Origin of the sequence: Brevibacillus sp. NRRL NRS-603 (assembly GCF_003013445.1) — a bacterium.
GTDB classification, from domain to species: domain Bacteria; phylum Bacillota; class Bacilli; order Brevibacillales; family Brevibacillaceae; genus Brevibacillus; species Brevibacillus formosus.
The window spans coordinates 313,855-339,569 of sequence record NZ_PXZN01000013.1; the positions used below are offsets into that span (position 1 = coordinate 313,855).

At 48.2% G+C, this 25,715-nt stretch carries 28 protein-coding genes; 21 read left to right on the forward strand and 7 right to left on the reverse strand.

Annotated elements, in window-relative coordinates; all coding sequences use genetic code 11:
• Positions 1 to 16: 16 nt before the first annotated feature.
• The 4 genes from recD2 (at position 17) to C7R94_RS13320 (ending at position 3,295) form a co-directional block, all read left to right on the forward strand.
• Positions 17 to 2,278, forward strand: a complete 2,262-nt coding sequence (recD2, locus tag C7R94_RS13305; protein WP_106781831.1) for an SF1B family DNA helicase RecD2 — start codon at positions 17 to 19, stop codon at positions 2,276 to 2,278.
• 74 nt (positions 2,279 to 2,352) lie between these two features.
• A complete protein-coding gene (locus C7R94_RS13310) occupies positions 2,353 to 2,832 on the forward strand; it encodes a PRC-barrel domain-containing protein (protein ID WP_047072735.1) in 480 nt (159 codons plus the stop codon).
• Positions 2,833 to 2,866: 34 nt separating this feature from the next.
• Positions 2,867 to 3,073, forward strand: a complete 207-nt coding sequence (locus tag C7R94_RS13315; protein WP_007717618.1) for a hypothetical protein — start codon at positions 2,867 to 2,869, stop codon at positions 3,071 to 3,073.
• A gap of 27 nt (positions 3,074 to 3,100) precedes the next feature.
• Positions 3,101 to 3,295, forward strand: a complete 195-nt coding sequence (locus tag C7R94_RS13320; RefSeq protein WP_233220555.1) for a hypothetical protein — start codon at positions 3,101 to 3,103, stop codon at positions 3,293 to 3,295.
• A 114-nt stretch (positions 3,296 to 3,409) separates the two neighbouring features.
• Here the strand turns inward: C7R94_RS13320 and C7R94_RS13325 are convergent, their stop codons facing one another.
• A complete protein-coding gene (locus C7R94_RS13325) occupies positions 3,410 to 4,096 on the reverse strand; it encodes a TerC family protein (RefSeq protein WP_047072733.1) in 687 nt (228 codons plus the stop codon).
• Positions 4,097 to 4,476: 380 nt separating this feature from the next.
• Between C7R94_RS13325 and C7R94_RS13330 the strand changes: the two genes are divergently transcribed.
• The 9 genes from C7R94_RS13330 (at position 4,477) to C7R94_RS13370 (ending at position 14,213) form a co-directional block, all read left to right on the forward strand.
• Positions 4,477 to 5,541: an AI-2E family transporter gene (locus C7R94_RS13330; RefSeq protein WP_106781836.1), complete on the forward strand. Its 1,065-nt coding sequence runs from the start codon at positions 4,477 to 4,479 to the stop codon at positions 5,539 to 5,541.
• A 312-nt stretch (positions 5,542 to 5,853) separates the two neighbouring features.
• Complete coding sequence (gene alaS, locus C7R94_RS13335; RefSeq protein WP_106781839.1) at positions 5,854 to 8,502, forward strand: alanine--tRNA ligase; 2,649 nt, start codon at positions 5,854 to 5,856, stop codon at positions 8,500 to 8,502.
• A 110-nt stretch (positions 8,503 to 8,612) separates the two neighbouring features.
• On the forward strand, positions 8,613 to 8,873 hold the full coding sequence (locus tag C7R94_RS13340) for an IreB family regulatory phosphoprotein (protein ID WP_007727936.1): 261 nt from the start codon (positions 8,613 to 8,615) through the stop codon (positions 8,871 to 8,873).
• 9 nt (positions 8,874 to 8,882) lie between these two features.
• Positions 8,883 to 9,299 carry a Holliday junction resolvase RuvX gene (gene ruvX / locus C7R94_RS13345; RefSeq protein WP_047072727.1) on the forward strand — a complete coding sequence of 139 codons (417 nt, stop codon included), beginning with the start codon at positions 8,883 to 8,885 and terminating at the stop codon, positions 9,297 to 9,299.
• A 5-nt stretch (positions 9,300 to 9,304) separates the two neighbouring features.
• Positions 9,305 to 9,595 (forward strand): DUF1292 domain-containing protein, encoded by a 291-nt coding sequence (locus C7R94_RS13350; RefSeq protein ID WP_005832492.1) that lies wholly within the window; start codon positions 9,305 to 9,307, stop codon positions 9,593 to 9,595.
• A 147-nt stretch (positions 9,596 to 9,742) separates the two neighbouring features.
• The gene (gene mltG / locus C7R94_RS13355) at positions 9,743 to 10,843 is read left to right on the forward strand and encodes an endolytic transglycosylase MltG (protein ID WP_106781842.1); all 1,101 of its coding nucleotides are present in this window, start codon (positions 9,743 to 9,745) and stop codon (positions 10,841 to 10,843) included.
• Between the two features lie 104 nt (positions 10,844 to 10,947).
• The gene (locus C7R94_RS13360; protein ID WP_007727930.1) at positions 10,948 to 11,583 is read left to right on the forward strand and encodes an O-methyltransferase; all 636 of its coding nucleotides are present in this window, start codon (positions 10,948 to 10,950) and stop codon (positions 11,581 to 11,583) included.
• 51 nt (positions 11,584 to 11,634) lie between these two features.
• Positions 11,635 to 12,279, forward strand: coding sequence for a uridine kinase (gene udk / locus C7R94_RS13365; protein WP_047072721.1), 645 nt, complete (start codon positions 11,635 to 11,637; stop codon positions 12,277 to 12,279).
• A 107-nt stretch (positions 12,280 to 12,386) separates the two neighbouring features.
• Positions 12,387 to 14,213, forward strand: coding sequence for a peptidoglycan D,D-transpeptidase FtsI family protein (locus C7R94_RS13370; protein ID WP_106781845.1), 1,827 nt, complete (start codon positions 12,387 to 12,389; stop codon positions 14,211 to 14,213).
• On the opposite strand, the gene C7R94_RS13375 is transcribed toward C7R94_RS13370, so the two are convergent.
• On the reverse strand, positions 14,125 to 14,616 hold the full coding sequence (locus C7R94_RS13375) for a Mov34/MPN/PAD-1 family protein (RefSeq protein WP_047072716.1): 492 nt from the start codon (positions 14,614 to 14,616) through the stop codon (positions 14,125 to 14,127). The genes C7R94_RS13370 and C7R94_RS13375 overlap by 89 nt on opposite strands.
• A 176-nt stretch (positions 14,617 to 14,792) precedes the next feature.
• Between C7R94_RS13375 and C7R94_RS13380 the strand changes: the two genes are divergently transcribed.
• Both C7R94_RS13380 and C7R94_RS13385 read left to right on the forward strand, forming a co-directional pair.
• Positions 14,793 to 15,857: an HD-GYP domain-containing protein gene (locus tag C7R94_RS13380; protein ID WP_106781847.1), complete on the forward strand. Its 1,065-nt coding sequence runs from the start codon at positions 14,793 to 14,795 to the stop codon at positions 15,855 to 15,857.
• A gap of 186 nt (positions 15,858 to 16,043) precedes the next feature.
• A complete protein-coding gene (locus tag C7R94_RS13385) occupies positions 16,044 to 16,610 on the forward strand; it encodes a GNAT family N-acetyltransferase (RefSeq protein ID WP_106781850.1) in 567 nt (188 codons plus the stop codon).
• 89 nt (positions 16,611 to 16,699) lie between these two features.
• Here the strand turns inward: C7R94_RS13385 and C7R94_RS13390 are convergent, their stop codons facing one another.
• Genes C7R94_RS13390 through C7R94_RS13400 form a run of 3 tightly spaced genes read right to left on the reverse strand, consistent with a single transcriptional unit; the run spans position 16,700 to position 21,056 of the window.
• Entirely contained in the window at positions 16,700 to 17,419 is a 720-nt protein-coding gene (locus C7R94_RS13390) for a DUF1266 domain-containing protein (RefSeq protein ID WP_106781853.1), read from the reverse strand.
• A 20-nt stretch (positions 17,420 to 17,439) separates the two neighbouring features.
• Positions 17,440 to 19,356 carry a J domain-containing protein gene (locus tag C7R94_RS13395; RefSeq protein ID WP_106781855.1) on the reverse strand — a complete coding sequence of 639 codons (1,917 nt, stop codon included), beginning with the start codon at positions 19,354 to 19,356 and terminating at the stop codon, positions 17,440 to 17,442.
• Positions 19,356 to 21,056, reverse strand: coding sequence for a molecular chaperone HscC (locus tag C7R94_RS13400; RefSeq protein WP_106781858.1), 1,701 nt, complete (start codon positions 21,054 to 21,056; stop codon positions 19,356 to 19,358). The genes C7R94_RS13395 and C7R94_RS13400 overlap by 1 nt, the downstream gene beginning before the upstream one ends.
• Positions 21,057 to 21,240: 184 nt before the next feature.
• On the opposite strand from C7R94_RS13400, the gene C7R94_RS13405 reads away from it, so the two are divergent.
• Genes C7R94_RS13405 through C7R94_RS13415 form a run of 3 tightly spaced genes read left to right on the forward strand, consistent with a single transcriptional unit; the run spans position 21,241 to position 23,520 of the window.
• Positions 21,241 to 22,566, forward strand: a complete 1,326-nt coding sequence (locus C7R94_RS13405; RefSeq protein ID WP_106781861.1) for an SMI1/KNR4 family protein — start codon at positions 21,241 to 21,243, stop codon at positions 22,564 to 22,566.
• 17 nt (positions 22,567 to 22,583) lie between these two features.
• Positions 22,584 to 23,012 carry an immunity 22 family protein gene (locus C7R94_RS13410; RefSeq protein ID WP_106781863.1) on the forward strand — a complete coding sequence of 143 codons (429 nt, stop codon included), beginning with the start codon at positions 22,584 to 22,586 and terminating at the stop codon, positions 23,010 to 23,012.
• A 37-nt stretch (positions 23,013 to 23,049) separates the two neighbouring features.
• Positions 23,050 to 23,520: an ankyrin repeat domain-containing protein gene (locus C7R94_RS13415; protein WP_106781865.1), complete on the forward strand. Its 471-nt coding sequence runs from the start codon at positions 23,050 to 23,052 to the stop codon at positions 23,518 to 23,520.
• Positions 23,521 to 23,540: 20 nt separating this feature from the next.
• On the opposite strand, the gene C7R94_RS13420 is transcribed toward C7R94_RS13415, so the two are convergent.
• Positions 23,541 to 23,738, reverse strand: a complete 198-nt coding sequence (locus C7R94_RS13420) for a hypothetical protein (protein ID WP_047072705.1) — start codon at positions 23,736 to 23,738, stop codon at positions 23,541 to 23,543.
• Positions 23,739 to 23,921: 183 nt separating this feature from the next.
• Between C7R94_RS13420 and C7R94_RS13425 the strand changes: the two genes are divergently transcribed.
• From C7R94_RS13425 to C7R94_RS30630, 3 genes are read left to right on the forward strand one after another with little or no spacing between them, the layout of a single operon-like run.
• On the forward strand, positions 23,922 to 24,350 hold the full coding sequence (locus C7R94_RS13425) for a sigma-70 family RNA polymerase sigma factor (RefSeq protein ID WP_233220544.1): 429 nt from the start codon (positions 23,922 to 23,924) through the stop codon (positions 24,348 to 24,350).
• Positions 24,298 to 24,825: a hypothetical protein gene (locus tag C7R94_RS13430; RefSeq protein WP_233220545.1), complete on the forward strand. Its 528-nt coding sequence runs from the start codon at positions 24,298 to 24,300 to the stop codon at positions 24,823 to 24,825. Before C7R94_RS13425 ends, C7R94_RS13430 begins: the two co-directional genes overlap by 53 nt.
• Complete coding sequence (locus C7R94_RS30630; RefSeq protein WP_233220546.1) at positions 24,797 to 25,003, forward strand: hypothetical protein; 207 nt, start codon at positions 24,797 to 24,799, stop codon at positions 25,001 to 25,003. Before C7R94_RS13430 ends, C7R94_RS30630 begins: the two co-directional genes overlap by 29 nt.
• A gap of 133 nt (positions 25,004 to 25,136) precedes the next feature.
• On the opposite strand, the gene C7R94_RS30280 is transcribed toward C7R94_RS30630, so the two are convergent.
• Positions 25,137 to 25,331 (reverse strand): hypothetical protein, encoded by a 195-nt coding sequence (locus C7R94_RS30280; RefSeq protein WP_199197933.1) that lies wholly within the window; start codon positions 25,329 to 25,331, stop codon positions 25,137 to 25,139.
• Positions 25,332 to 25,715 lie beyond the last annotated feature (384 nt).

Genomic DNA, 25,715 nt, shown 5'->3' on the forward strand with positions numbered 1-25,715 from the left:
GTAAGGAGGCGTTTAGATGGACGAGCAGCAGTCAATCTCGCTGTTTGCGGAAAACTTTATTCGAGGATTTGTTTCTCAAGAAATTTTTTACAATGAAGAAACCTGGTACGGAGTTATCCGTCTTAAGATAGAAGAGACTACCGAATCGATTAAAGAATCGGAAGTCATTATTGTCGGTAATTTTCCTCGCCCGCATCCAGATGAGCTGTACACCTTTTACGGTGAATGGAAAACACATGCTCGTTTTGGACAGCAGTACGTAGCTAAGCGCTATGAACGTGAAACGCCGAAAACATTGGCTGGGGTTGAGCGCTACTTAGCCAGTGGCTTGTTTCAAGGGATCGGAAAGAAGATGGCCAAACGAATTGTCGAGCAGCTCGGGGTAGATGCGCTGTCGATTATCGCGGACTTCCCGGAGCGATTGGCTGAGGTACCAGGCATATCAGAACAACGTGCCAAAACGATCTATGATTCAGTAGTTGAGCATCGTTCCTTGGAAAGTGCCATGGTTTTCTTGTACGACTTCGGCATTGGTGTGAACATGGCGCTGCGTATTTATCAGACCTACAAGCTGGAAACGATGACAGTGCTGAAGGAAGAGCCTTACCGGTTGATTGAGGATGTCGTAGGAATCGGCTTTAAGCGGGCAGATGACATTGCACGAGCAACTGGAATCGCTGCTTCCTCAGAAGAACGTGTGAAGGCGGCGGCTCTCTTTGTGTTGCAGGAGGCATCGTATTCAGAGGGACATGTTTATCTGCCTGTAGAGGAGCTTTGTGAAAAAACGCTGCGCCTTCTTGAAGAGTGCGGGGGGCACGTCTTTTCTGGAGAAGATATTCAGCTGGCAGTAGAAGCCCTGTTTGTGTCGAGCAAAATTGCCTGGGAAGATGAGCGGGTGTATTTGCCCTCCCTGTTTTTTGCCGAGCTCGGTTTAGCCAAAAGACTGCGTCACTTCGCTGCACGGGATGAATTCGGTACGTTCCCGACTTCGGAATTTTACCGTGCAATAGGGACGGTCGAGGATGAGCTGGGGATTACGTATGCCCAGACGCAGCGTGATGCCATTGAACAGGCGATCAAAGCGGGTCTGATGCTGTTGACAGGGGGACCTGGTACGGGGAAAACGACAGTGATTCGCGGGATATGTCGCGTCTTTTCTCAGCTCCATGGATTGTCTTTGGACTTGAAAAAATACAACGAAGAAAATCCGTTCCCGATCCTCCTTGTGGCTCCTACTGGACGTGCAGCAAAACGTATGACAGAAACTACGGGCTTACCGGCAATGACCATCCATCGCTTGCTCGGTTACAAAGGGGAGAGCTTCGAGCATGACGCAGAGCACCCAATCCGTGGCCGACTTTTAATTGTGGATGAAATGTCCATGGTCGATATCTGGCTCGCAAATCAATTGTTTCGTGCGGTCCCAGACGACATGCAGATCATCATGGTAGGTGACCCTGACCAGTTGCCTTCAGTAGGACCGGGCAACGTCCTGTTGGATATGATCCGATCTGGATTGCTGCCTTTGGTGCAGCTGACAGAAATTTATCGGCAAGCAGAAGAGTCTACCATTATTCGGTTGGCCCATGATGTGCGCAAGGGGAATGTACCGGCAGATTTGCTTCACACTACCCCGGATCGGCGATTCTTCACAAGTTTGCCACAAGAAGTTCCGGAAGCAGTGAAACAAATTTGCTTCGGAGCCGTAAAAAAAGGATATACGGCAAAAGATGTTCAGGTATTAGCCCCTATCTATAAAGGTAATGCCGGTGTGAACCGGTTGAATGAAGAATTGCAGGAGCTGTTTAATCCGAAAACGCCTCAAAAGCGTGAAGTAACTTTCGGAGAGACGACCTTCCGTACCGGAGACAAGGTTCTGCAATTGGTGAACAATGCTGAAGAACAGGTGTTTAACGGTGACATGGGTGAGATCGTCGCCATCTTTTTCCCGAATGAAAATGCGGAGAACCAGGAGATGCTGGTCGCTGCCTTTGATAACAGGGAAGTGGTGTACAAGCGTTCAGATTACCATCAGCTGACGCTTGCCTACTGCTGCTCGGTTCATAAGTCTCAAGGCAGCGAATTTCCGATTGTGATTATGCCGTTTGTCAAAAGCTACTACCGCATGCTCAGACGCAAGTTGGTCTATACCGGGATTACCCGGAGCAAATCATTCCTCATCATGTGTGGAGAGCCGGATGCGTTCCGTGCTGCTGTAGAGTCTGATGAGGAGGGCGTAAGGTACAGCTACCTGGAGGAACGGCTAAAGCAAGAGTGAAGTTGGAACCATTTGCGCCGAATGGACGTGTCCATTTCGCCTGATACTAACAAGGCGGAAGGGGGATGTCCCACATGCGCAAGGCAATGGATGCAGTCGGCTTGCCAGTTGTTTGCCTCCAAACAGGGGAGACGATTGGAACCGTGCGTGACATTCTTTGCGACTCCACTTGGCATGTACGAGGAGTCTTGCTGAGCGAACAGGGCTGGTTCCAATCAGGTACCTATATTCCTACCGAACATATTCATGCGGTCGGGGAGTCCTGCCTTACCGTATCGGGAAAAGACGCGATCACGCCCTTACCTCATCTCGCCGGACTAGAGCCTGTCGGCATTGTGACGGGAAAGACGAAGTTAAGAGGAAAAGCTGTGATTACCGCTTCCGGAGAGTGTTTGGGGAGGCTGGAAGACGTTTACTTTTCAGCCAACTGGGAGAAACTTGTAGGGTACGAACTATCGAATGGCTGGTTTGCAGATATTACGGAAGGTCGAAAACGCCTCCCTGCACCAGCATCCGTTATCATCGGGGAAGAAAACCTGATCGTGCCGGACTAGTTCGTGGCCAGGCGTGAAAGGGAGGAAAAGCGTGATGCGTGTCATATGCCCGAATTGCAGTTCCAAAGACGTAGGAAAGATTGGAACCAATCAATACTATTGCTGGAACTGCTTTATAGAAATGAGCGTTTCCAATGAGCAGATCGCTTCTGTCTACCAAGTTGAGGAAGATGGATCCTTGCATTCGCTCAACGATCTGTTTATTGAGGATCAGACAGTAACCGCTCACTTGAATATGTAGTGGATTTGAGCGGCAAAACCAATGGAGGTGGCACGCTTGTTCACTCGAAGCCTGTTGGGGGTTCTTGCCACAAGCGGAATTGTGGCGATCATTGGCTATTGGTTGGCTCCGCGACGTCGCAGTCGGTTTTCACTGAATTGGAATCAGTTGCCCTTCTCTATGCGTGATGTAACGCGTATGTGGAAATCAGGACGCAAGCTGATGCGTGCCGTTACTCGTTAACACAACATATGAATTGGAACGTAAATAAACACCCGAACATACACTGTGTTCGGGTGCTTTTTTTGACCTGCATGAAAAAGCTCCGTCGCGGAAACGACGGAGCCTTGCTTTACATTAAGATTGTTCTGCCAAGCGTTTTTGCTGTTGGCTTTTCATGCGTCCGATCAACAGGACACCAACCACAACAGCTACGATGAATACCCATTTCACCCAAGGGTAAGCAGTGAAGAACGGTGCGAGGAATTTCTCGTTCGTTACCATGCCCGCAGCGGTATACGCCAATACTGCCGAACCGATATAAATAACGATCGGATATTTCTCGATCAGCTTCAAGATCAATGTGCTACCCCATACCATGATCGGAACACTGATGATCAAACCGATAACTACCAGAAGGAAATCACCATGTGCTGCACCAGCAACCGCGATAACGTTATCCAAGCCCATTACTGTGTCGGCTACGATAATCGTCCAAATCGCTGCTCCAAGTGTTCCGCTTGCCTTCATATTCTCATGACCATTATCTTGAATCAGCAACTTGAGGGCGATCCAAATGAGAATCAAACCACCTACAAGCAGCAGACCAGGAATTTTCAGCAACCAAACGACAGCAAGTGTCGCCAATGCACGAATGATAATTGCGCCAACCGTCCCCCAGATGATAGCTTGCTTTTGCTGATGAGCAGGCAGGTTACGAGCCGCCATCCCGATGACGAGGGCATTGTCCCCGGCCAGCACTAGGTCGATGATAACGATAGAGAGTAATGCAGTCCAGAACTCAGGTGTTAACAATAAATCCATTTCTCTTCCTCCTCCTAATCCATTTTGGAAGCGAATAATCCGCTGGCCGTTTTCTTGATACCTCCTATAGTGTGTGTAAAGGGGTGAAAAAGAAAACGACCTTTCCCGATACAGGAAAAGGTCGTTTGAAAAACAAAAATAAACCTTTTACCTGGTCGGCAAAGGTCTTGCTTACAACATTTACGAAAATGTTGCCAACATAGCCGGGGAAAAATCCCGTAATGACGACTATGTTGCGAAAAAGCTACTCCCCTTTGGAGATATCCTCTTGTAATTACATACTACTGAACACGAAATTGTGTGTCAATAGGTTACATGAAATTTATGAGAATGAGACAAGCTAAAAAAGATGTAGGCAAATAGAGAGGAGTTGGGGGAAAGTGGATGAACTTCGGCGAAGTCGTCTATTTGCAGCTGCTGTTTGGGTCATCACACTTTTGGTCATCGGCAATCTGCTTTGGCTGCTCCGACCAGTCCTGTCACAGTTGTTTTCGCTCATAAAGGAAGTGCTCGTTCCCATTATATTGGGACTCGTCATTGCTTACCTGCTCCATCCGGTCGTGCAATTGTTGGAAAAAAGAAGGGTTCCACGCTTGATGGCAGTCCTGCTCATATATGGATCATTTGTATTGGTGATTACGATTGCGATCATTAACGCTATCCCTATTTTTACGAAACAATTGGTGGAGCTGTCAGACGATATTCCCCGCCTGATGGATTGGTACTATACATGGATGAGTGAATGGGAGGCACGAAAATATTTCTTGCCGGATAGTATCTCGAAGGGTGTGGACCGGGTGATCATCCAGTCAAATGAGGGGATGTCTCATTCGGTAGCGAAAATAGTAGACAACGCCAGGCATTCGATGGGAAAGCTGTTCGCTTTTGCTATCGTGCCGTTTATCGCTTTTTACTTTTTGAAGGATATGAAGCAATTGCATGAGACCGGGATGTCGATTGTTCCAAAGGCTTATCGGAAGCAAGTGCTGATTGTCCTGCGGGATATTAATGAATCCTTAGGCAAATACATACATGGACAAATGATGGTCGCCCTGATCGTAGGCGTTTTCGCATACTTAGGCTACTGGTGGATCGGCATGCCGTATCCTTTTGTGCTGGCAGCATTCGTATGTCTCACGAATATCATTCCGTACATCGGACCATTGATTGGGGCGGCACCGGCAGTTGTGATCGCGATTACGATCTCCACCAAGACACTGTTACTGGTTGTCGTTGTCAATCTCATCATTCAAATTGTAGAAGGGAACATTTTGTCTCCCAACATCGTTGGACGTTCTTTGCATTTGCACCCGCTTCTCATTATATTGGCACTGCTGGTGGGGGAGACTGTAGGAGGGATCGTCGGGCTTATCGTTGCGGTCCCAATTCTTGTCGTTTGCAAAGTGGTCATCAGCCGAATTGCTGTCATGATGCATGAAAGTTGACAGTGATCAGGTAAAATATTTATAATATGGACAAAGTGATTTATGTGAAATCAATGAGGGAACGAGTATGTTGCAGACCTTTTACAGAGAGGGCGCTCCATGGTTGAGAGGGCGACCAAAAGAAGAGCAGCAGAAGGCTACTCCTAAGACCGGGCAAAACCCGGCGGCTTGGCACCGTTAGACGCCACTTAAGCGACAGGCCTTGACTCAGAAACGTGTAGCGAGCCTGTAAGCAGGGTGGTACCGCGAGAAATCAGTTCTCGTCCCTGAGGGGATGGGGGCTTTTTTTATTTTTAGATGAGGAGAATGTAGATGAAGAAGCTGACAGGCAATCAAATCCGCCAGATGTTCCTCGACTTTTTTGTAGAAAAAGGACATCGCATTGAGCCTAGCGCTCCATTGGTTCCGATCGACGATCCTTCCCTTCTGTGGATCAACAGCGGTGTGGCAACTCTCAAGAAATACTTTGACGGCCGCATTATCCCGGATAACCCGCGTATTACGAACTCGCAAAAGTCTATTCGTACAAACGACATTGAAAATGTGGGACGTACTGCTCGCCACCATACTTTTTTTGAAATGCTGGGTAACTTCTCTATTGGTGAGTACTTCAAGGAAGAAGCGATTGAATGGGCATGGGAGTTTTTGACGAGCCCCAAATGGATCGGCTTTGATCCAGAGTTGCTCTCCGTTACCATTCACCCAGAGGACGAAGAAGCATTTGAGCTGTGGAGCAAGAAAATCGGTGTTCCAGAAGAGCGAATCATCCGACTGGAGGGCAACTTCTGGGATATCGGAGAAGGCCCGAGTGGACCAAATACGGAGATTTTCTATGACCGTGGAGAAGCATTCGGAAACGACCCGAACGACCCTGAACTATACCCAGGTGGGGAGAACGAGCGTTACCTGGAAGTATGGAACCTGGTATTCTCTCAGTTCAACCACAATCCAGACGGTACCTACACTCCGCTGCCTAAGAAGAACATTGATACGGGAATGGGTCTTGAGCGCATGGCGTCTGTCATCCAAGGCGTAGACAACAACTTTGAGACAGACCTGCTGTTCCCGCTGATCGAAAAGACCACGGAAATCTCCGGTGTGAAGTATAAAACAAGCCCTGAGATGGATGTAGCTCTGAAGGTTATCGCTGACCATGCACGTACGGTTGTGTTTGCGATCGGTGACGGTGCGCTTCCATCCAATGAAGGACGTGGCTATGTCATTCGCCGTCTGCTTCGCCGTGCCGTACGCATGGGGAAAAAGCTGGGCGTAGAGAAGCCATTCCTGTACAGCTTGACTGAGACAGTCGGCACGATGATGGGCGAATTCTACCCAGAGGTTGTCCAAAAGCGTGCGTTTATCGAAAAAGTCATTCGTGCCGAGGAAGAGCGTTTCCACGAGACACTGAATGATGGTCTGGCGATCCTGTCTGACATGGTAAAAGCAGCAAAAGAAAACGGAAAGACACAACTGTCTGGTCAAGACGTGTTCAAAATGTACGATACGTATGGATTCCCTGTTGACTTGACAGAAGACTTCGCAGACGAGCAAGGGCTGACTGTCGATCGCGATGGCTTTGATCAAGCGATGGAAGAACAGCGCGAGCGTGCACGTGCAGCACGTCAAGATGTTGACAGCATGCAAATCCAAGGTGGTCCATTGTCTGATTTGACGGTTACGAGCCAATTTGTTGGTTATACTGAATTGGTAGCAACAGGTAAAGTTGAAGCGATTATTTTGGACAACCAGCTGGTAGAAGAAGCAGAAGAAGGTCAAACTGTACAAGTCGTTCTGAGCCAAACGCCTTTCTATGCAGAAAGCGGCGGTCAGATCAATGATGAAGGCTTCCTGATTTCTGATATCGTGAAAGCACGAGTGACAGATGTACAAAAAGGACCAATGGGTCAAAATGTACATTCCGTCATCGTCGAAGCAGGTACCCTGCGCAAAGGCGATGAGATTCGCGCGGAAGTGAACCGTGAAGCACGTCTGGCTATCACACAAAACCATACAGCGACTCACTTGCTGCATCAAGCACTCAAGGATGTCCTTGGAACGCATGTCAATCAGGCAGGTTCCTTGGTAGCACCAGAGCGTCTCCGTTTTGACTTCACTCACATTAGCTCCATTACTCCAGAAGAGCTGGAGCGTATCGAAGCGATCGTGAATGAAAAAGTGTGGGCAAACCTGAGTGTCGAGATCTCCAACAAACCATTGGCCGAGGCAAAAGCGATGGGTGCGATGGCGTTGTTCGGTGAAAAATACGGCGACGTTGTACGCGTTGTAAAAGTGGGCGAATACAGCCTGGAGCTGTGCGGTGGATGCCATGTGAACAATACCGCGGAAATCGGTCTGTTCAAGCTGGTTAGCGAGAGCGGTATCGGTGCAGGTACGCGCAGGATCGAAGCAGTAACAGGACGCGGCGCATATCAGTTCTTGAACCAGCAGTTCACTACGCTCAAAGAAGTGGGGCAAGCACTCAAAGCACCGGTGCTGGCAGAAGCACCTGCACGTGTAGAAGGTCTGCAACAACAATTAAAAGAAGTACAGCGCGAAAACGAGTCCTTGCGTGCAAAGCTGGGGAACATCGAGGCAGCGTCTTTGACGGATAAACTCCAACAAGTAGACGGTATGAATGTACTCGCTGCACGTGTTTCCGCTGTCGATATGGACAACCTGCGCGGCATGGTGGATGAGCTGAAAAACAAGCTCGGCTCCGCTGTAATTGTCTTGGGTGCGGTCGATGGCGACAAGGTGAACCTCGTTGCAGGTGTAACCAAAGATCTCATGGATCAAGGCATTCACGCTGGCAAGATCATTAAGGAAGTCGCAACTCGTTGCGGTGGCGGCGGCGGTGGACGTCCTGATATGGCACAAGCCGGTGGTAAGGACCCATCCAAGCTGCAAGAAGCACTGGATGCGGTGGTTGACTTCGTGAAGAGTCAAGCAGTAGCGAAATAGTGCGATTGCAAGAGAAATTTGTATAATCGACAGGAGTAAACTAAATCTGAGTCGAATACAAAGAAGAGTATGTACCCAAAAGAGTCTCAAAGGAAATCGAGGTGTTGATTGTGAGTTCGTTGGATAATACCATGAAATTCACGGTGCCCAAGGAAGCGAATGCGGCGGATGTCCAAGAAACATTGACAGAGGTGTACAAAGCCCTGCAGGAAAAAGGATACAACCCGATCACCCAGATCGTCGGTTACTTGCTTTCTGGCGACCCGGCGTTTATCCCACGCCACAACAACGCGCGGAGCCTGATTGGCAAATTGGAACGGGATAAAATCATAGAAGAGTTGGTGACCGTTTACTTGTCAGAGCGCAAGTAGACCTTTACGATGACACGATTGATGGGGTTGGATGTAGGCGACAAGACGATTGGAGTGGCTGTCAGCGATGAGTTGGGATGGACTGCGCAAGGTGTAGAGACCATCAAGCGACAATCCAAGGAAAAGGATCTTGCCCGCCTGAGCGAATTAGTTTCGCAGTATCAAATTGGGGCTTTCGTCGTTGGTTTGCCCAAAAACATGAACGGAACCATAGGCCCGCGTGCTGAAATGTGTCAAGCATTTGGCAAGCTTTTGGAGGAACGCATGTCTCTTCCTGTCCACATGTGGGACGAACGCTTGACGACGATGGCGGCAGAGCGTATGCTGATCTCTGCTGATGTCAGCCGTCAAAAGCGAAAGACAGTGATAGATAAAATGGCGGCCACTTTAATCCTCCAAGGATATCTGGACGCGAAATCGAGGTGACCACAATGAGTGAAGAGATGATGGAAGAGTTCGAAGTGGGCGATGTGATCGCGCTGACGGAAGAAGGTACCGAGGAACCGCGAGATTTTCGTATCATGTACATTTTTGACATTGAAGACCGCAGCTATTTGGTGCTCGTACCAGTAGATCAGGAAGAGGAAGAAGAGTACGAGGTTCACTTCCTGCGTTATGACGGTACAGACATGCTCCAGCCAATCGAGGATGATGAAGAGTGGGAGCAAGTAGAAGCTACCTTCGAAACATTGATCGCTGATTTGGAGAAAGACGGCATTTAATAGACCCGTGGAAAGAGAGTCCGCAATTGGCGGGCTCTTTTTTTATGTCCTTTTTCGCCAAAATCACCCATGAAGTGACAGTTGGATAAGCCTCTTGTATAATGGATGGGATGGAGATAAAGAGACCCTAAAGGGAGGATTTCTAGCTTGAAACCAATGTCAGCGAAGCCTGATTTTAACCCCGGACGCCCAGTGAAGCATCGACGCAGACGCGGCGGACGAATTGTAATGTGGCTGGTTGCCTTTTTGTTGTTGATCATTTTAGCGGCGGGAGGAGCAGCGTGGTACGTGTACCAGCAATTACAGCCCGTTGCTGGTGAACAGACGGTGAAGAACGTGGCGATTCCGTCCGGTTCATCCGTACAAAAGATCGGTAGACTACTAGAAGAACAAGGTCTGATCCGAAATGCCGATGTATTTAATTACTACGTGAAGTATAAAGGGATGGCGCCTGAACTTAAGGCGGGAGAATACCAATTTACGACTGGCCAAGCCATCGACGAGATACTAACCGCCATGGTGGAAGGTAATACGGTGATCAATGCGAACCGATTTACGATCCCAGAAGGCTGGAATGTCGAACAAATTGCCGATCATCTCGATAAAGAAGGCATTGTAGAGAAGGTAGCATTCTTAAAAGAAGTAAATGAAGGTGCATTCCCCGACTATCCTTTTGTCGCAGCCATACCGAAGCAAGCAGACCGAAAACACCGTCTGGAAGGGTATCTGTTCCCCGAAACGTATGAGGTGGACAAAGACGCTAAGGCACATGATGTCGTCTCGCGTATGCTGGCTCAATTCCAAAAGGAATGGAAGCCAGAGTGGACAGAGCAGTTGAAGCAGCGCGATTTAACAATGGATGAAGCAGTTAATCTTGCATCAATTGTGGAGCGTGAAGTAACAGTAGACAAGGAGCGTCCGCTTGTTGCAGGCGTGTACTACAATCGGATTCGCGACAAGTGGCCGTTGCAGGCTGATGCTACCGTCCAGTTTATTCTCGGCAAACAACGGGATCGTCTGACCTTTGAGGACTTAAAAGTAAAAAGCCCGTACAACACGTACACAAATCCTGGATTGCCACCTGGGCCGATTGCCAACCCTGGCAGAGCTTCGCTTGAAGCAGTCGTCAATCCGACCAAACACGATTACTTTTTCTACGTGACGAAAAAAGACGGAACGTCCGAGCATTACTTTTCCAAAACACTGCAAGAGCATGAAGCAAATGATAAGAAAAGCAGGGGAAACTAACCAGGTTTCCTCTTTTTTTGCATGCAGGCAACAGTGCTTGACGTAGCCAAGTTTTCCTAAGGTGTGCTATAATAATTCGGTTGTAACGAAAGAGGAGTGAAATCATGATTACCAATCCGGCAATTGACGACTACGTGTCAAGCCTGGTTCCCGAGCGTTCCCCGCTGCTCAAGCGACTGGAGCAGGAGGCGGCAGAGGAAAACATTCCGATTGTGCAGCTCCCTTCCGCTCAAGTCATGCGGATGTTATTATTGCTGCATCGTCCCAAAGCGATTCTTGAAGTGGGTACGGCAATTGGCTATTCTACCATTTGGCTTGCAGAAGCTGCACCGGAAGCGCGAATTGTCACGATGGACATAGATGAAGATCGATTGGTGAGAGCACGGGAAAATATAAAAGAAGCAGGCTGTGCAGATCGTGTGGAAATACTCTCACGTGACGCCACTTTAGGGCTGCCGGAGTCGTATCAATTTGACTGCTTGTTTATCGATGCGGCCAAAGGGCAGTATCGAGTATTCCTCGATTTATATCTACCGCTTCTTCGTGAAGGCGGTTTGGTAATCAGCGACAATGTCCTGTTCCGAGGACTGGTGGCGACCCCTGAAGAAGCGGGCAAGCGCCAGCGTCCGATGGTGGACAAGCTGCTTTCTTATAATTCGCATCTGATGGAGCGTCCTGATTTAGAAACGACATTTATTCCAGTCGGAGACGGGTTGGCCATCAGTATGAAAAAGAAGTAAAAACATAGGGTCGTATATGTGTAAAGCATCATGAGGAAGGGGACATGAAGCATGGGTAACCCCGTATTGATTGGGGTAGCGGGAGGCAGTGGTTCTGGAAAAACGACTGTAGCAAAGGAGCTGTACCGCCAGTTCCAAAATGATAGTGTAACGATGATTGAGCAGGATTCCTACTACAAGGATCAAAGCCATTTAAGCCCAGAAGAGCGGGCGTTGACTAACTACGACCATCCCTTCGCTTTTGACAACGATTTGTTGCTTGCGCATTTGCAGGAGCTAATGCAAGGAAAAGCGATCCAAAAACCGATCTACGACTTCAAGGTGCATAATCGCAAGCCGGAGCAAATCCAAGTCGACCCGAAGGATGTCATCATTTTGGAAGGAATGCTGATTCTGGAGGATGAGCGGATTCGTGATTTGATGGATATCAAGGTATTCGTCGATACCGATGCGGATGTACGAATTGCACGCCGAATCGTACGTGACATCGAAGAGCGCGGTCGTTCTCTCGATTCTGTCGTAACACAGTACCTAAACGTCGTTCGACCAATGCACTTGCAGTTTATTGAGCCGACCAAGCGATACGCAGACGTCATCATTCCAGAGGGCGGCTACAACCGAGTAGCGTTGGATCTGTTGTCCACGAAGATCAGCAATATTTTGTTGGAGAAGCAACAATTCACCAATCAATCATAAACACTTGAAAGCGCACCCGTGACGTACGGTGTGCTTTTTTCTTTGTTCGTTGTTTCTGGCGCGTGCATTCCGGCAATACTGGTGAAAAAAGCCAGGGAGGGAATTCGATGCAGCTGGATCGACGAATTAAAAGACGTCATTTTCTTGTATTGCTGTCCATGTCGTTGTTATGGCTCGGTTTGGTCGTGCGCTTGTGGTGGATTCAGCTCGGATCGCCCCATCGGTTTTCTCGGCATGGCGTTGACTTGGTAAAGGCAGCAGTAAAGCAAAGACAGCAAAGCATCGTCCTGCATAGCGGACGTGGCGATATCGTGGATCGGAATGGGTACGCCTTTACTGGAGAAGAGCATCTCGCCTTGATCTTGTTCCCGTTGGCGCGTGGGAGCCTGCAAGGAACAGATGGCTTGCAGCGGTTGGCTCAAATAACTGGAGAATCCAAGGATCGGTTGTCGGAGACCATGGAGAAGGCAAAAGTACCACTGCTCATGCGAGAGGAGTCCGGAAAGCTGGTGATGCTCACTGAGCGGCAGGCTGAGGAAATCAATGCCCTTGCCATCCCAGGAGTTGTGGCATTGGCGGTGACAGAGCGATACCGCGCTGATGAAGTAGCCAAGCATTTGATTGGCTTTATCCATAAGAATCCCGACATGGTGCAGAAGCTGTATCCAGATGAATGGACAAGCGGCAAAATGAATGCCGAGAGCACACTGGGGGCATCAGGTCTGGAGCGAAGCTTTGACCGGTTTTTACAGGGAGTAGAGCCTTCAGTCTTGTCCTATTATGTAGATGGGCACGGACAGCCGCTCCGAGGGCTGGATATTCGCTACACGAAGCAGTCGAATCAATACTATCCGCTTTCATTAACGACTACCTTGGATGCAGCAATCCAGAGAAGCATGGAGGCAGCAGCCGATCAAGTAGGGTTAAAAGAGGGCAGTATCGTCGTTTTGGACGCACAAACAGCCGATGTTCTTGCAGCTGTTAGCCGCCCTACCTATGATCAAACCAATGTTATAGGAAACACGAGCGACTGGAAGAATCGCGCATTCAAACAACTCCCGCCTGGTTCTGTCTATAAAACAGTCGTGGCAGCAGCCGCCTTGGCGGAAGGAATCGTTTCTCCCATTGACCGTTTCACATGTACAGGGGAGTACGGGAAGTACCAATTCTCCTGTTGGAAAAAAGAAGGTCACGGCAGTGTGACACTGGAAGAAGCATATGCCCAATCCTGCAACATTGCTATTGCCCATATCGCCAAGATGGTGGGCGGAGCCAAGTTGGAGGAATATGCAAAAAAGCTGGGCTTGACCACTCAAGTGGGGCATGTCACCCCTCATTTGTATAAACTCAAAAATTTCAAGCAGCTGGATGGCGAAGAGCCGGGTAGAGTCTTTGCAGAGGGTATATCCCGCGACGATGAAGGCGTCCTGATTCAAAGCGCCATCGGTCAGCGGGATGTACGCATTACCCCCTTGCAAGCAGCCAATATGATGGTAACGATTTTGCGTGGCGGTCAAAGCTCTCAAGTACGGCTGGTAAAAGAGATCGCATACCGAAATGGTCAATCGTTCCATACATTCCCTGAGCAGGAGCTCTCTTTGGACGGAATTGACTACGTCACAGCCAACAAATTGCGAAAAATGATGCGCAAAGTCGTCACAGTGGGAACAGGACAGATGCTCATGAATTCCGCTTGGCAGGTGGCAGGCAAAAGCGGGACTGCACAAATCGGGGATGTGAATGGAAACAACCATCTGTGGTTTCTCGGGTACGCTCCGTTAGAAGAGCCGCGATACGCCATTTGTGTCGTGGCAGAAAATCAGCCGAGCTGGGGAAAAAACCAGGCTATGGAGCTTTTTCACCGAGCTGTTGCTGAGCTTGCCGATCATACAGCTCAATCTTCCCAACCTCGCGAAGAGTATTTCCGAGGATGAAGCCTCTTGCGTTAATTTGATTGTTTTTACCTAGTCCGACGATCAGCATGAGGGGAGAAGAGGACATGTACATGGACTGCGACGCTTTTGCCCAAATGGTTCTCTTATCACCTTTGCTGGGAGATAGGCGTTTTACCGTATGGCTATGCCAATCACCAATATATTTCCATTGTCGATGCCTGCTTAATTTGCGGACGAGCTTTTTGAGATGCATGTCATCGAAAAATATAGAATGTGGCTGGTGAATTGCATTTGGGCCTGGTTCACTTGCATACGTTACGACCCATCTATCCTCACCAAGTGGGTATCCCATCATGATCCCTCCTGTTTCCAGCGAGGGTTTTTTTCGTACGGCCTGCTCAATCTGTTTCCACGCTTTTGGTGTGATGTACAGCGTCGTCATGAGACGTTCGTCCCTCCTTGATCAAACCACTGACATTTGCTTGATATCATATGTATGCGAATAATGAAACGTCCCGTGCTCCAGCAAAGTTATGAATTGTCGAAAAAGGGATTGTAACTCAACCGCTTCCTTTCTATAATTTGAGTAAAAAGACGGAGACTGGAAAGGTTGATTGTATGCCTTTAGCAACTGTTGATCTCTCACTGATTGGGCAAGTATTAGCGGCAGATGTGTACACAGAACAAGGAATATTGCTGCTGGGACAAAACACGACGATCACGCCTGCCCATGTGATCCTATTGCAAAAGCAACGAGTCCGTGAGGTTGATATCATACAGAGTCTTACAGAGGGAACCGGTGAGGAAGTGACTTCTCAACTATTCCAATTAGAGGCAGATTCTGAGACCGTTGCAGCTTATGTACAAGCCCTCGACAAAACGAGACTACTCTTTGATGAACTGACAGTTGGCGGGGCACCAAGTCTTGATCATTTTTCCAACATCTTTTTTGATGTAGCAGAAAAATCGAGGAAGCATTTGGGGCTGTTCCGGAACTTGTACGTACTGGAAGGCGCAGACAGCTATACATACCGCCATTCATTAAATGTAGGCATTCTCTGTTCGCTCATTGCTCGATTGATGAAATGGGATGAAGAGCGAGTAGCATTCATGGGGACAGCCGGATTTTTGCATGACATTGGAAAAATGAGGGTACCGAAGGAAATATTGCTCAAGCCAGGCAAGCTAACTGAAGAGGAATTTGCGATCATGAAGAAGCATACCGTCTTCGGCTATGAGATAATCCGTGAGATGAAGGGTGGGTCTGAGCTTTTAGCATTGTGTGCCTTGCTGCATCACGAGCGACTCGACGGGTCTGGCTATCCGGAGCAAAGAAAAGGCGATAGCATTCCAATCGAATGTCAGGTGCTCGCCGTTGCCGACATGTTTGATGCGATCTGTTCTGATCGTGTGTACAAAGGGAGGTCGTCCCCATTTGAGGCGGCACAGCTCCTCTGGAAGGAAGCATGTAGCGGCACGTTGAACGTGGAGATCGTTGCGCAGTTTGTCCGCTACATTGCCTTGCTGTACGTAGGCGCGAAGGCGAAATTGAGTAGCGGGGAAGAAGTAGAAGTAATTCTTATTCATCAAGATGAACCGATGCGTCCGTTGGTAAGAAGAATGGGTGAATTTCTCGATTTGCGGCATGATCGCAAGCTGACGATTGAAAAAATGATAGGCTAAAGAAAGTCGATGCGAAAAAGATGGAACCGCTCTTAGAAAATGAGAGCGGTTCCATTGTTGCTGATCTGTGAACGATTGTTGGGAAAGCTCGATCAGCTTGCCAGATTGTGACACAATGAAAGTGTGTATGGTAGAAAAAGAAACGAAACGTGTCGTGCGAATGCTCGAAACGCAAGGAGGAAACACATGATACGCAAAGCGGAACCCACAGACGCAGCTTTTGCTGCCCCATTAATTTATGATGCCATTGGAGATATCGCACATACGTTGACAGGTGCAACGGAGGCAGCAGATGCGATTCGTATGATGGAGGAGTTTTTTACGAAGGAAAACAACCGACTCAGCTACGAAAACGCGGTGATTGCCATGGATGGAGATGTACCGGTAGGATTGGCACTCTTTTATCATGGGAGCCAAACAGAGGTGCTTGATCGCCCCTTCGTTGAGCATGTCCAACGTTTGACTGGTGAGAAGATTACGCTTGTAAAAGAAGCAAAGGATGACGAATTTTATTTGGATTCTGTCGCGGTTGATTCCTCATGCAGAGGGAAGGGGATCGGATCACTTCTGCTGGATGCTTTTGAAAAAGAAGCGATTCAGCGCGGGCATGACCGAATCGCTTTGCTCGTTGACGAGGAAAAACCGCGTGCGCGTAAGCTGTATGAATCGCTCGGCTATCGTGAGGATGGGACAGTGATCGTAAGCGGGCATAAATTGAGTCACATGGTGAAGGACCTATCGGAAAAGGCGTAAGAAGCTCTCTATCGAGACTTGCTGCTAGAATAAAAAACGTTTCCCGTTGGACAAAGCGAAAAGTCCGAGGGAAACGTTTTTTCGTAAGCTTAGCTGTTAAATGAAGGCACGCTTTCTACTTGGCATGAGGGCACGTAAGGAGTGAGATCAAACTTCCAATCAAATTCACGGATCGGACTGTACCTACCCGTCAGGAGCTTCAAAATGTGAGCTTCGGTTGCTTTACTCGTATTTTTGGACGCACCTGCTTCGTCGTAAAGATTGCCACACGCATAGGCAAATAAATACTCTTCCCAGCTCGAGTAGGCGAGTTGGATCCGCTTGGCTACGTCCAACATGCTTTCTATGGCCTCTGCCTTGGGAAGATAGGACTGCTGGGCGCCTGCTTTGCAAATAATGAGATACCAGGCGTAATCAAAGGCGGCAATGCCGGCTTGTGGGAGTCTGTTCATGTACGAGTACACGATCAACTGCCGGGCTGACTCCATATCGCCTTTTTTTAAGGATGCGATGTAGTTGGAACGATTGGCAGCGCCAAGTGCAGATAATACGTGGCGATGCTGATCAAATTCAACTCTCCGCCCATGCTCCAGAAACCAAGCCAAGCGCTCTTGCGTTTTAGTGGCATCTCCCGTATCCCATCTGTCATCAATACGAAGCCGCAAAAACGTATCGCGCAGGCGGTTGTATTCGTGGATGGCCAAATAATACGCGAGCCGCTTCTGATTTAGACAAACAGAGGAGAGAGCATGCAAGTAGCGGCTTAATTTTGGGTCGATCTCTATTTCGTTTTCTGCTTCTTTTGTCATGGTAGTTCTCTCTGCCTCCTTTAGTGGAATGTCAATGCTTTGCGAGTTTTGGGAATCTCACGAATGATGCGGATGTAATACAACATGGAAAGTATCGCGAGAATGCCCAAAAGCCATGATCCCGTCCATCCCTTTTCTTCCAGGTCAGGCTTGGCATTGATATACGTATCGGTCATGAGAAGCGACTGATAGGGATGCTTGCGCTTTTCCAAAGCTTTCACAATGACAGGCAACATCTCGCCATCCGGTATTGCCTTGAATGTTCCTCGCATCGTAATGGATTGCTTGTCATGAATTTCTTTAGCATGGTCGTAGTCTGTAATAACAATGATCGCTTGTTGATCCAGATAACCCACATTTACATAGCCGGTGTCAGAGTTTAACAGATCACGTTCTTCGGCTTTGGCGGCAGGAATGAACTCAGCTTTTGGCTCGGGATGCTTCTCTGTGTCATAGACGCGGAGAATATTGGTATAAGAAGCTTTGGTCAATGTAAATTCCACCTGGTAGCCAAGTGGAGTTTGTTTCAACTCGTCCATCGTCTTTATTTGGACAGGCCAGAATTTATTAACCAAGGAGTCATACATCTGCTCCGAAGTCATCTCCAGCTTCATGGATACGACAGCAAACATAGCGTAATGGAGCAAAAGGAGAAAAATAATCGTCCAAAGGTTACGTCTCGTGTAGAGAGCAAAAAATTGCCGGAACCTTGCTAGCCTGCCAGGGAGTCCGAGGGCTTGCAAGGTTTTTCTCCTAGCTGCCTTGGCTTGCTTGTTCGCAGCTGGTTCAGTCATCCTGTCAAACGGAGACTGTATTTGCGTCAGGCATATCTTCGCCTCGATATCGGAGGGATTATGCGAAAGCATCTCCTGAAAAATCTCTTGAGCCTTCTCCCATTCGCCCAGCTGAAGATAGCCTTTCCCTAGCAAGCTGCGAGCGTCCCACAGCTCTGGCATGCGAGTGAGGATTTCTTGGCAATCTTTGATCGCTTCGGCGGCAGCTCCCTTTTCGAGGAAAAGTCGGGCACGATACAAATACGCATCGATGTTATCTGGATCAAGACGTATCAATTGATCAAAGGTATGGAAGGCCCGAACCTTATTTCCGGTTCGCAAAAAATATTCGCCCTGTAAACGGATCAAATCGGGGTCAAGAGCGTACAGTGCATGGGCTTTTGCCAGAGAGTTCTGAGCCGTTTCCCAATCATTTTCCATGAGGGCAAATAACGCATCGCTGCGCCATTCTAGAAACGCTTCAATATCCCCGTCCTCGCGGTTCCCAAAAGAGTGGTAACGTAGCGTGATGGTCTGATTGAGCTGACCGTTCAGGTAAGCGACAAAACGTCCAGAGAGCTGGCCTGCGAGCTTTTCTAATTTCTCCTGCCACTGAAAATGGGAATCGAGCAGCTTCCACACCTCGTGAGGCAAGTGATAGTGCTCTTCTAAAAAGTGGAGAAATCGCGAATCGATGAGTTGATGGCAGCCGACACTCCACATGGCCTCGTCATTCAGCAACGTACGCCAGTTTTCAAGCTGGATTCGTTCGTGATAGTTATCGTACAGCATTTGCGTACGGCGAAAAAAACGCTCCACCATATCATCGGGGTTCATGGAGCGTTCAAAATGATCGTAGCTCTCCGTGAAATCGTACCGCTGGGGAATGGAGATTTCCTGTGTGAGCTGCTGCGGCGGATCATGATCCTCCCCTTCATCCAGCTGACTCGGCTCTCTTCTTTCCGACAGGGGCGTTTCTTCGAGCGTATGATTCCGCGTGATATTGTGCGTGGACTTCAGGGCGAGGTCATACGCCTCTCGCAATCGCTGAAAGCCTTCAGGATCAACTTCCGGATTGTGCACCTTCAACTTTTTGGCATAAGCCTTCTTTATCTGGGCAGGATTGTCCGTAGGTTCAATCCCGAGAATCTCCCAAATCCCCATTAATACTCATTCCACCCTTCAAACATGTCCAGCTGCTGCTTCAATTCTTCTGCTGCTTTGGCGATGTCTCTTTCATTTTGGGTGGACAGCACACTTTCAAAGCGGCGTAAGTAATTCGCAATGATCATACGGTTTTCGCCCAACGCTTCCTCATACATACGCTCGCCTTTTGCCAGAAGCAATCGATTTTCGGTTCGTTCTCTGGGGTGGATCTTAATGTTTTGAAGAGCTTGAAAACGCTCCTCAATTTCTTTTTTTGAAAGGCTACCCGGATTTTTTTCGATGACGGCCTTGGTTTTGACTCCTGTAGATACGACAGTCACTTCGACTTCAAGAATCCCGTTGATGTCATATGTATAACGAACATCGATAGACTCCTCGCCCTTTTTGGCAGGGGGAACTTTTATATTCAGTTCGCCAAGCTTGAGGTTATGTTCGACGCGTCGGCTTTCGCCTTGATACACGTCAACGAGAATAGCGCGTTGATAATCGAGAACGGTGTACAGCCGTTCTACCCGGCTGACCGGGATTGGCGTATTGCGTTCGATGATCGGAAAGAAGTAGCCATCCTCGTGTTTGCCGTTTGCCATGGTTTGTACAATTCCCGTACCAAGTGTGTATGGGCAAACATCTGTTAATACAAGCTCGTTTAACGCTTCGTTGCGTTCCTTGAGCGCTGCTTGAATCGCTGTTCCCAATGCAACAGCCTCATCGGGATTAATATGGGAATAGGGCAGTCGACCAAATATTTTGCTTACGATGGATTTAATAAGCGGCATCCGAGTTGCCCCGCCAATAAGCACGATCGCGTCCAGTTCCTGAGGGGAGATGGATGCGTCTCGCAAAGCACGCTCGATCGGCTGACGCAGTCGTTGCAGCAGAGGAAACGCGAGATCTTCCAGCTGATTCCGGCTGAGGGTTGTTACAACGAGCTCTCCCTGGATATTGACACTCATTTTCCCTTCTTGGTCGGAAAACAAGGCGCGCTTGCACAACTCAGCTTGTTTGTGGATGGACGAACGCGTTTTGCTGTCCAGACTGTTGATGTCGAGTCGATGGGCTTCTATAAAATAAGAAGCAATCAGATCGGTAAAGTCTTCGCCGCCCAAAAAGTTGTCGCCGGCGATTGATTTTACTTCCATCACACCTTCGAACATTTCCAAAATAGAAACGTCAAACGTACCGCCTCCTAAGTCGAATACGAGGAACTGTGTCTCGGATTCCTCCTGATGGAGCCCATAGGAGATCGCGGCGGCTGTCGGTTCGCTGATTAAACGCTCCACTTTCAGTCCAGCAAGCTCTGCTGCTCGCTTGGTCGCTTTGCGTTGTGTGTCGTTGAAATAGGCAGGCACACTAATAACCGCTTCGTGAACGGGCTGCCCTAAATGAGCCTCTGCATCCGCCTTCAAAGATTTAATCACAAAGGAGGAAAGGTCTTCAGCAGAAAAGGAATATCTTCCTAGTTGGTACCTTTTTTCTGTCCCCATAAACCGTTTGAAGGTAGAAGCTGTCCGATCTGGGTGAGTCAAGAGGCGCTCTCTGGCGATCTTGCCAACCAAGATTTCGCCATTCTCATCGACGCTGACCACAGAAGGAGTCAGTGTTTCTCCGAGCGCGTTTGGAATGAGCACGGGTCCATTCTCAGTCCAGTAGGCAACCAGACTGTTCGTCGTGCCCAAATCAATTCCAATGGTGGTCATTAGCTAGGTCCTCTTTTCCGTGTTTTTTCTACTAATATCGGTAAAAATAGAGACTTTGTAGATCATTTTACCATGAAAAAAATGGATATAATTGGTGCTTTAGTAGGATATGAAATCGAATTTTAGATAACGAAAATAGATATAGAATTCCTATGATAGAAAACGACAGACGAGAGAGGTCGTTATGCCAATGCAGCAGCGAATGGAAAAGTGGTTTGAAACGTGGAAGTTACTTATGCATGATATGGAGCGACAAGGTGCTCAGGTTTGGCCGCTCATTATAGAACCACCAGCAAGGCTGGAAGAAATCGAGAGAAGAGAGGAAAGTCTCGGGATCAGATTTCCCGCGACGATCCGGACTATTTTGCTTGCGGGCAGCAGTCAGGTTCAAATAAATTGGTCGTTGCCATCTCGAGCGTTAGACCCTTTTTCGCTCAGTGGGGATTTGGGATGGTCATTGGATGCGTTTGAGTGGCCGTACTTTGGTGGGGACGAAGAGAGTGAGGACGAGAAAAGGTATCTCTGTTTTCACGTCGGCGGGAATGGCGACATGCTTCTCATCGATTTGTCGACAGGCGTGGATGACCCGCCCGTCTATTCCTGGGGGCATGAGACAGACGAATTCCTATTGCTCGGCAAAAGCTTCACAGAGTTCGTAGAGCGAGTCACGGAGCTGGGCTGTATTGGGGCAGAGTGCTGGAATTATGAAGCACTCGCTGGTGCAGATGGGCTCGACGTCGAGGGGCAAGTCGCACAAGAGTGGAAAGAATGGCTGCAATCCTATCGAACGCTAACCTTTGAAGAGGCAGCACAAGATTTCGAGAAGCTAGTCATGTTTGCAAAAATGCATGGTGCTGGAGATTCACGTATCCAAGAGGCATTTACTCAGTACGATTGGGAGCAGGTTTTGCATAAATGGGTAGAGCAAATCGAGCAGGAAACCTCATCAAGCAATCTGCTACTTTGGTGCCAGCTCATTGTCGAGACAGTTGGCAAGAAGGCAGAGAGCTGGGTGCGCTCCCTATGGGAGTCCGGTCCACATTTTCAACGGATAGGCTCAAGCCTGCGTGCATATGTTACGGCAGCTTGTTTGCCGGAAGAAGAGGGCTTACAGCGAGTTTTGGCTGAAATGGACGATATCGTTGCCAGAAAAGATAGTCTGGTAGGATATGCTGCCAACAGTCATTTGCATCACTTTCGCTCCCCAGAAGTCATTTTGTGGATGGAACCGCATGTAGCGTACCCGATTGAAGGCTGGGATGAGCTTTTCGCGGTGTCCCGTCCACAATGGAATGATCTGATTCGTTGGCTGGACGGAAATGATGCACAGCGGCAGATTGCATTAAGTGCTTGGGGCAAAATGCTGACAAGCGGTGAATCGCCTTCCGGTGAGGCGAATTGGGAAGAAATCAATCGGTTGTTGGATGTAGCGTACGAGAAAGCCATTCTGCGCAAGGAAAAGGAGCGGGTAGATCGCATTCGCTCTTCCTTGGAAACAGTAAAGCATTAGACGAGGGGGGAAAGACCGTGAGAAATGTGGTAACGGTATGGGGAACAACCTTGCAGTCTTCTGATGAGCTAGCAGATTTTCTGACTCCGGTTTACGATGAGAACGGGGAAGTGATGCCGTCAGGCTTTTTAACAGCGTCGGGCCTTGAATGGGTAGACGAGGACTTTTTTGAAGTGCATGAGGTACAGGATGCAGAGGCCAGAGCGGACTTTTTGACGTATTTGGAAAACGAATATGCGATGAATGCAACACTTGATAGAAAAGAATGGCCGAAAAAGCTAACAGAGGAGATTGGCAAATACCCACATGTGATTTTGCTGTACGGCAATGAATCGCGGTACGGTCCGATTAACGAAAAATTGTTCGATCTTACTGAGGGCGGGCAAGAAAAAGATTCACCGCTGGTCCTGCTCGCCAAACTTGTGTTTGAGACAGAGGAGCGGTAAGGAGCAGGGAGGAATACATACGATAGGGGAGACAGACATGGCTTACCGTTTCGCAGATTTATACGATGCAGCTGAACTGGGAGAAATTGAGCTCGTAAAAAAGATCGTTACGAAACAGCCAGAATTGCTGCATGAAAAGGATGAGTATGAGTTTTCCGTACTGCATGGCGCTGTGATGACAGACGATGTTGACCTCATTGCGTATTTGGTCGCACAGGGTGCAGATGTAAATGCGAAAAACGATGAGGGTATTACCCCGCTGCATATCACGCTCTATCCAGAGGTTGCAGAGGCGCTCATCGAGCACGGTGCAGACATACATGCCAGCGCTCATGATGGAAGTACTCCGCTGCACACGCAGGTAGCGGATGGGGAGGAGCGTTTGGATGTGGTAGAGTTACTGCTGGCTAAAGGTGCGAATCCTAACAAAAAGGATAGGGAAGGGCAAACACCATACGATATAGCACGCGAGAGAGAAGACGAAGAGATGATGGCTTTATTTGAATAGAGGAAAAAGGAAAGCGTCCGTTATGATTTCGGACGCTTTCTTTCTTGTTCGAGTGCCGCGACGCGTTTTTCCAGCTCGTCGAAGGCTTTTTGCTTGGTTGCGGTGCGTTTTACGATGAAGAGGCAGCAAGCAATGATAAGGGCTAAAGGCATGAAGAAGACAAAAAGCTGAAAGAGTAAAGTACCCCATTCGAGCGATACGGCGCCAAATTCTAACATGGGTAATCACTCCAACCATTCGTTTCGTTCTATTTTACCAAAATATCCCGTTTTTTCTAAGCAATCCTTTACCATACAAGCAACAGTGAATTAATCGACAACAACTCCCTGCGTACAGGCACGCATGGGCGACCGCCCACATAAGGATAGAAGTAAGCTATTCCAGACGTGGAGGTGGCAGCCATGTCCAGCATTATCGCGGCGCTTTCCCTTGTTTTTAAAGAACTTCTCGTTTTTGTGGCTTATGTCAAGAACAATGCCTTCCCGCAACCGCTTCAGGACACCGAAGAAGAAAAGTATCTCCGACTCATGGCCAAAGGCGACCCTTACGCCCGCAACAAGCTGATTGAGCACAATTTGCGTTTGGTGGCGCATATTGTGAAGAAATTCGAGAACACGGGTGAGGACAGTGAAGATCTGATTTCCATCGGTACCATCGGCCTGATCAAAGCAATCGAGAGTTATCAGGTGGATAAGGGCACCAAGCTGGCTACGTATGCTGCGCGTTGTATTGAGAATGAGATATTAATGTCAAAAGGGCGGATAGAGAGTGTGGAAAATGAGCAAACACGCACAATTTACGGTAGTAGTAAAGAAAATGGCAACGGATGATAAGAAGATTGTTGTGAACTTGGAAATGGTAGGGAAGCCTGACCCATACGATTTGGCGGACATTGTGGACATGGTTGGGGACAAAGTAGTTGTACGTCTTGGAAATCCACAAATGGCAATGAATTTTGACGAGGATGGAAGAGAAGAACGTCGTGGTTTATCTGTCACAACCGATCAATCTTGCGTGGTAACACAAGTTAGCGGAGACACTGAGGATGAACATGACGATTACCACGAAGATACCGATGACCAGCAAAACGAAGGTTCAGAGGGGGAAGGGTCTGAATGCAATCCAGAAATCCAAGCTATGGGTACAGAAAATGACAACAAACCTGATCCAGAATCACAAGGTCAGGAAGATCCCAATGATAACACAACTGATAGCGATCAGGAAGAAAAAAACAAGATGCTGCTGCAATCGACAAAGAAGCGTTGGAAGCCTTCATTTGAGCGGACAAGCTCCAGTATTCGATGAATTTACGTTTGATTTCCCGGAATTACTACAACGCAAAAAGAATGGGGAAACATGGATCATAATTGCTAAGAGTCTTGGTGTAAGCTCCACCAAAGTAGCAGCTGAATTACGTGAATATAAAAAGCGTGTTGCTGAACATATGGCCAAGCAAACCGGAGAAGAACCGGGGGCAGTGTAAAGCTGCTCCTCTCCCACAGAAAGGCGGGATCATATGACAGCCGTTAAACCAGCGCCAGATCACCCGTGGAGACGCGGTTTTCTCACCAAAAAGGTAAACGACCATATCAAGCAGTCTATCGTTAACTCTTTCGTCAATAACTGGATAGCAGGCGGAGCATTGCTGCCTTGGAACGGAAGGAAATAGGGTTACTCAGGATATCGGCGTCCATGACAACCAAAAAGTTCGTGGACGTCCCCATAGTAGACCCGAACAGGAAGGTCTGGGAACACAAGGGCAACATGGCCAGCATCGAGATGTAGACGGTCGGAATCTTGTTCAATGACATAAGGTATCTCCATTGCGTCTAGGCGTCCTTGAGTTAACTGACCTCAGACCATTCGACTGAGTAATAAAATGACTTTTTCATGAGACCAACTCCTTCGTCATCATTATGCCACGAGGAGACTGGAACAAAAAAGATAGTATCAAAAGCTCAATTCAGTTAAAAACGTCATTTAATGCGGATCTTCTTTGCCAAGAATCAATCCTACGAGGTAACCGATAAATTCGAACACAAAGATTATTAGTTCCACTGGCTTCACACTCCAATTACTCATCTTGTATTTAAATACGAATGTTACAGAAATTGGTTCCAATGCATCTTCACAACAAATTGCTCAAAATGTGAATCAGGCACGATAATCCGATTCAATGATATAAGTCATAATAA